Below are 5,084 nucleotides of genomic sequence, written 5' to 3' on the forward strand. Positions count from 1 at the left end.
ACATCTCCCGCTACTCAATTATTCTGAAAAAGATAAAATTATTCGAAAAACTCAATAAAATATGCTTATCCAAACCCCTGTTACCATACCAAATCCTGTTTATGATGCACTATTTCGGTATTTGATGGAAGATATGAAGTCCGCCAAGATAATAATATCTACTCTTTTAGGAAAAGAAGTGTTAGATATATCCTTTACCCCCCAAAGCCATGCTCTCAAAGAAGAAAGAAAAGAGATAGAAACTGCATCGGGAGTAAGGGTGATTCACTTAGATTTTAGTGCATTGGTGAAGATGGAAGACGGTATTACCCGCAGCGTCATTATAGAAATGCAAAAAGCAGATGCTCATTTTAATGATATTTTTCGCTTTAAAACTTACATAATGGAGAACTTTAGCCAAAAAAAAATAGAAGAAAAAATAAGAAGAAAAACAAAGCAAGTAGTAAAAAAAGAATTACCCATTCTTTTGATACCTATTTTTTTTCTCAATTTCTGTATAGAAAATGAAGTAGAAGCACTGGTTATCCAAACAAACCGAGAACACATAAACTTTTTTAATGGGGCAAAAATAATGAATCATAATGATTTTCTGGATCATCTCACGTATGATATGCTCACTATACAATTGCCCTACATCACAAAAGTATCTCCTAAGGAATACAGTAGTTCCCCAGAAAAAACGAAGGTGTTTGAATTATTACAAATATTTAATCAGGGATTTTTAAAAGAAGGGGATAAACACAAACTCACCATTCAAAAATATTCCGCAGAATTTGAACCATTGATATATAGAATGCTGTCTGCTTCTCAGGAATATCCCGAACTCGAAAAGCTTTTAACAGCAGAAGATGATTATCTCAATGCTGTGGAAATTGCGGAATTAGAGAGAGATAATGCTCTTTTTGACATAGAAGAAAAAGATAAAGCATTAGAAGAAAAAGATAAAATTATAGAAGGGAAAGATAAAACGATAGAAGAGAAAGATAAAGCCCTTGAAGAAAATAAAAAAATATTAGAAGAGCAAAATAAAATAATACAAGAACTCATGAAAAAAAATAATAAATGAACCCACCCTGTATTATTATAACTTATAATTCAGTGATTCTTTGTAGTATATTTGTTTTTTAAAATTACACAAAGTTTCAAAAAAGACACAAAGGAAATACAAAATAAAAATAACTCATAACTTATAATTCATTAACGTATAGAATGGAACATTTTGATAGAATACAAAAAAATCTACAAGAGTATAAAAAAAATTACTATAAAGAAAAACTCATCCGAGGAAATATCTATTTTTTTATAACAAGCATTTGTCTCTATTTTTCTTTTAGTTTTTTAGAATATAATTTTTGGTTTGGAAGTGGTGTGAGGTTTTTTTTCTTTTTTTCATTTATTATTATAGAAATCATTGTATCTCTCTATTGGATATGGAAACCGTTCTATGAATATATTCATAAAAATAAAAAAATATCTGATGCTGAGGCGGCACGTCAAGTAGGAGAGTTTTTTCCAGAAATAAAAGATAAACTTCTCAATGCTATCCAGCTCAAAAATATGTCATTTGGAGATTATTCTCTGATTACGGCAAGCATTGAACAAAAAAGCAAGCATTTTTCTACCTTTCCATTTCATAAAGCAATTAATTTTTCTGCGAGCAAAAAATACGCAAAATATTTACTTACGATACTTTTTTGTGTGGGAATAGTTATTTTTTTTATTCCAAAGGTTGTAACAGAAGGAACGGAAAGGATTGTAAAATATGAAGAAGAATTTTTTCCTGATGCCCCTTTTCGTTTTATTTTAAAAAATGACTCCTTACTTCATTTTAAAAATGAGGATTTTACTATAAAAATGAGCATTGAGGGTAATTATATCCCCGAAGAAGTATTTTTACTGCACAATGGAAGGAGTATAAAAATAAACAAGGACAAAGATGATATATATCAGTATAATTTTCAAAAACTTCTTTCAAAAACAAAAATTCAATTTGAAGCAAGCGGTTATAAGAGTGCTTTTTATACAATAGAATTAAGAGATCGCCCATCACTCAAAAAGATGAATATTATTTTAGAATATCCCTCCTATACAAAAAAATCAAAGCAGATATTAGAGAATACAGGAAATATAGAAATACCTGAAGGAACCAATGTGGTATGGCAGTTATTAGCAGAAAATACAGAAAACATATATCTTTTTTTTGAAAAAGAAATGCAACCAAAATTTATAAAAGAAAAGAATTTTTTTAGCACACGTTCCATTATTAAAAATTCTCAATCATATAACCTTGTTTTAGAAAATCAGTATAGCAAAAATAAAGAAAAAATTCAGCATTATATAACAGTAGTAAAAGATGAATATCCAAAACTTCAGATGAATATTCATACAGATACGGTTTTTTACAGATATATAGATTTAGCAGGAATTATTTCGGATGATTATGGGATAGAAGAACTTCTTCTCTTTTATAAAAGAAATGAGGCAGATTTTCAACAAAAAAAAATAGATATTAATAAATTATTGGGGAATCAAAGCTTTTATTACCATTGGAATTTAGACAGCATGAACATCTTAGCTGGTGAAGAACTTGCTTTTTATATGCAGGTATCGGATAATGATAAAGTAAATGGGAATAAAAGTAGTAAAACCGATATGTATTATGTGAAAATCCCATCTGCACAAGAAATTAATACATCTATACATTCGCATGCAGCTACCTCAGAGCAAAGTATGAATAGTACTATTCAATCCACCGAACAATTTCAAAAAGAATTAAAATCATTAGAAGAACGTCTCAAAACGAAAAAAAAATTAGATTGGCAGGATGAGAAATTATTGAAAGATTTGATAGAAAAAAAACAAAAACGAGATGAAGAGATAAAAAAACTTCAAGAAGAACAGAATACCTTGTCGGAGAAAATGAATAAATTTTCTGCCCCATCTGATAATATAAAAGAAAAAATGAAAAAATTAGAAGATCTTATAAAAAATTTGGTAGATGAGAATACCAAAAAATTATTAGATGATCTCAAAAAATTATTAGATGAGAAAAAAGAATTGAGTGCGGTACAAAACAAATTGAACGAGATGAGTAAAAAAGAAGAAAACTTTGAAAAAGAATTAGATAGAGCTATGGAATGGTTTCAGCAGCTTCAGTTTGAATACCAATTAGAACAGGTCTTAAAAGACAGTAAAGAACTCGCACAAGAACAAAAAAAGAGAGCAGAAAAAAGTGAAGAAGGATCCGAAGATATGCAGGGTATGAAAGAAGAACAAGCAAAGTTGAATGAAAAGACAAAAAATTTGAAAGACAACATAAAAAATTTACAAGAGATAAATAAAAAATTAGATAATCCTGAAAAAATTCCAAATACAGAAGAAGAAATGAAATCCTTAGAAAAAAGCCAAGAAAATGCTCTTGAAAAATTAGAAGAGAATAAACCCGATGAAGCGAAAAAAGAACAAGATAAAGCAGCAAAAGAGATTGAAAAAATAAGTAAAAAAATGGAGGATATGCAAAAAGAAAGAGAAGAAATGGTTTTAGACGAAAACATAGAACAGCTGCGGAACATTGTAGATGACCTTAACAAACTTTCTTTTGCACAAGAAGATCTTATGAAAAAATTTAAGAAAATACAACAAACTGATCCACAGTTTGTTACATATACACAAGAACAATCCAAGCTGAAAGATGATGTAAAAATTATAAATGATAGTTTAGATGCACTCGCTAAAAGGGTATTTCAAATATCTTCTTTTATCACAAGAGAAGTATCAGAAATGAAAGAATATATGGATGAATCTATCTATGCATTGAAACAAAGAAATAAAGATTTATCTGTTGTAAAACAACAGTATGCAATGACTTCTATAAATAATTTAGCGGTATTATTAGATGATGTTCTACAAAATATGCGAGAAAGTGCTATGAAAGCGAAAGGAAAACCACAAAAAAAGAAAGGGAAGCAAAAGGGAAATAGTTCTCTGGAACAAATGCAAAAAGAACTCGGTGAAAAAATGGGAAACCTCAAAAAGCAGGGAACGACAGGGAGGGAACTATCAGAAGAACTCGCCAAACTTGCTGCTGAGCAAGAACGTATCCGTGAACTTTTACAACAAGAAAATCAAAAATATGGAAAAAATGACCCTCTGAGTAAAAAAAATATACACGATATAATCCAAAAAATGGAGGAAACAGAAATGGATATTGTGAATAAAAATATAACCCAGAAAACCATGGAAAGGCAAAAAGAAATAGTCACACGATTATTAGAATCTGAAAAATCCCTTCGCGAAAGAGAATTAGACGAACAAAGGAAAGCAGAAACCGCTAAAAATGTTACCCAGAAAACTCCTGATTTTTTAGAACATTATAAGCAACAAAACAAGAAAGAAATAGAGCTTCTTAAAACAATACCTTTAAAACTTAACAATTATTATAAAAAAGAGGTACAAGAATATTTTAAAAGGGTACAAGAATAATTGTTATCTATTTATTCGCTTGATTTTCCAAATTTCCATATAAGGAAAAGCCCCGCAGATGCTATCAATAATCCCATAAATTCCCTTGACTCCTCTATATACGGTTTGTTACCCATCATACTACCAAATATTTCATGTACATTTGATGATTGTATCCACTGGAATAAACTTGGTACAAGGGTAACGCACCATAATAAACACAAAAATAGAAGTGATAAAGTGGCAGTAGGAAAACTCTTACCGAAACCAAAGAATAAACACAAAATTGATGTTAATGCATATACTGCTACCCATATCAAGGGGTCGGGATCGTTAAATTGTAAGCTCGCAAACAGAAAAAAAACGATACTTAATAGAAAACTTATTATTTTTTTCATAGAAGAATAATAAAATAAAAGATATATATAAATAATGATGATATCGTTACTAAACGAAATTAAAAAAATTCTACTCATTTCTATCAAAACGACTCGTTGTATGACTCATTATATGAAATAAAAATAATCAAAATAAATATTATACTATTATTTTATCTTTTTTACCATCTTAAACGCTATTTAAGATTGTTAAATGTAACCATAGTTTGTGAAATATTTTTTTAA

3 protein-coding genes are annotated in these 5,084 nt (G+C 29.2%); 2 read left to right on the plus strand and 1 reads right to left on the minus strand.

Features of this window, described 5'->3' with window-relative positions:
- Positions 1–61 precede the first annotated feature (61 nt).
- The gene (locus QM536_09400) at positions 62–1,066 is read left to right on the plus strand and encodes a hypothetical protein (protein ID MDI9357224.1); all 1,005 of its coding nucleotides are present in this window, start codon (positions 62–64) and stop codon (positions 1,064–1,066) included.
- 143 nt (positions 1,067–1,209) lie between these two features.
- A complete protein-coding gene (locus tag QM536_09405) occupies positions 1,210–4,482 on the plus strand; it encodes a hypothetical protein (GenBank protein ID MDI9357225.1) in 3,273 nt (1,090 codons plus the stop codon).
- 11 nt (positions 4,483–4,493) lie between these two features.
- Here the strand turns inward: QM536_09405 and QM536_09410 are convergent, their stop codons facing one another.
- Positions 4,494–4,859: a transmembrane 220 family protein gene (locus QM536_09410; protein MDI9357226.1), complete on the minus strand. Its 366-nt coding sequence runs from the start codon at positions 4,857–4,859 to the stop codon at positions 4,494–4,496.
- Between the last annotated feature and the right edge of the window lie 225 nt (positions 4,860–5,084).

It is taken from the genome of Chitinophagaceae bacterium (assembly GCA_030053935.1).
In the GTDB taxonomy this organism is placed as follows: Bacteria; Bacteroidota; Bacteroidia; order Cytophagales; family JASGCU01; genus JASGCU01.

Coding starts and splice junctions, on each gene's coding strand:
- QM536_09400 (MDI9357224.1), top strand. CDS start 62: ATGCTTATCCAAACCCCTGTTACCATACCAAATCCTGTTTATGATGCA.
- QM536_09405 (MDI9357225.1), top strand. CDS start 1,210: ATGGAACATTTTGATAGAATACAAAAAAATCTACAAGAGTATAAAAAA.
- QM536_09410 (MDI9357226.1), bottom strand. CDS start 4,859: ATGAAAAAAATAATAAGTTTTCTATTAAGTATCGTTTTTTTTCTGTTT.